The organism is Hyella patelloides LEGE 07179 (genome assembly GCF_900659865.1).
GTDB classification, from domain to species: Bacteria; Cyanobacteriota; Cyanobacteriia; order Cyanobacteriales; family Xenococcaceae; genus Hyella; species Hyella patelloides.
Genome location: NZ_LR214313.1, coordinates 1 through 1,321 on the forward strand (window position 1 = coordinate 1; position 1,321 = coordinate 1,321).

General features: G+C 36.0%; 1 protein-coding gene. It reads right to left on the reverse strand.

What is annotated here, in order from left to right:
- Positions 1–720 precede the first annotated feature (720 nt).
- The gene (locus H1P_RS33420; protein WP_144875796.1) at positions 721–1,188 is read right to left on the reverse strand and encodes a helix-turn-helix transcriptional regulator; all 468 of its coding nucleotides are present in this window, start codon (positions 1,186–1,188) and stop codon (positions 721–723) included.
- Between the last annotated feature and the right edge of the window lie 133 nt (positions 1,189–1,321).

Consider the following 1,321-nt stretch of genomic DNA (forward strand, 5'->3'; position numbering starts at 1 on the left):
TACTCACCTATAAGATTATTAAGTTGTCATCTGTTGAGGATTAAAGTGCGAACTCTACCGTTTTGCGGTTACTCAACAGAAGCTAGTCATCCTCCTTCTTTCTAAGTTTCGACTAAACGAATCGCACAACCAATAACATTTAAAGCAACTCCTCGCTGACGAAAAAATACGGGTAGAGCTTGAGCAAAAAAAGCGATCGGTATATACTGCGACATATATAGGCAGCCCAGCAGCACAAATTTAGTTAGGTTGGTCTTTTTAATCACGACCAAAAGGGTTGGAAAAATCTGCTGTTGAGATCGTTAAAGCGATCGCTTTTTCACAGAACCAAAGAGTCACAAGGCATTTAATAAACATAAAAATCAAAACCTCATTATAGTTTTGTTAGTAAATAATAATTATTTTCAATTACCTTAACAAGAATAGTAGGAGTAAACAGCTATTCCTCGCTTGTCCCAAACGGAGTTTATTTTGTCCCAAACGGAATCTTATGTATGCTCGGATAAAGAGTTGAACCTAGGTAGGTGAAGTAGCGAGTAGTGAGTTTTTTAGACCCAGTTTTAACTATTTCATGGATGCATATTGTAAAAGCAATTATCCGAAACAAAGTATTATGGTGATTCAAGACAGCTTTGTTCAACCATCCTTTGCCCTTAAAAGGAAAAAATAAAATGAGAAATTGAAAAATGCTCTTCATCCCTCATCCCTCATCCCTCATCACTAATTACTCAGTTTGCTGGGATTGATACCAAATTTTTTCTTAAAAGCTCGATTAAATGAGCTAAGACTGTTGTAACCAACTTGTAGAGATACTTCTGTAATATTTAGCTCTTCTACTTCTAACAACTGGTAAGCTTGTTGCATTCTATAGTCATGAAGATAACCAAACACAGTCGTTCCAAATAACTGCTTAAACCCCCGTTTAAGCTTGTAGTCATTCAGTCCAACTTGTTGTGCTAGCTTGAGTAACGACGGCGGATTTTCCAAATCTTTCAACAAAATGTCTTTGGCGTGTTGAAGGCGGTCGACATCATCTGAACGCAGTTTCAATATTCCGTCTGGGAATTTCTTATCAAACGAAGGATCGAGCCTTAAGGCAATTAATTCGATCGCTTTACTCTCTAGGTATAAACGTCGAGTTAATCCTTGATAAGGACAGTTTAGAATTTGCTGAACCACTTGATGCATCGAATTATACGAAATCCTGTTTAGAAAACCAGGTTTAAATTAAATATCAGATAACCAATAGTAATTCGTTAAATCTCTAATTTCTTTAGTCATTTCATTTAAAACATTGCAACGTTTAACTAGAATTTCTTCA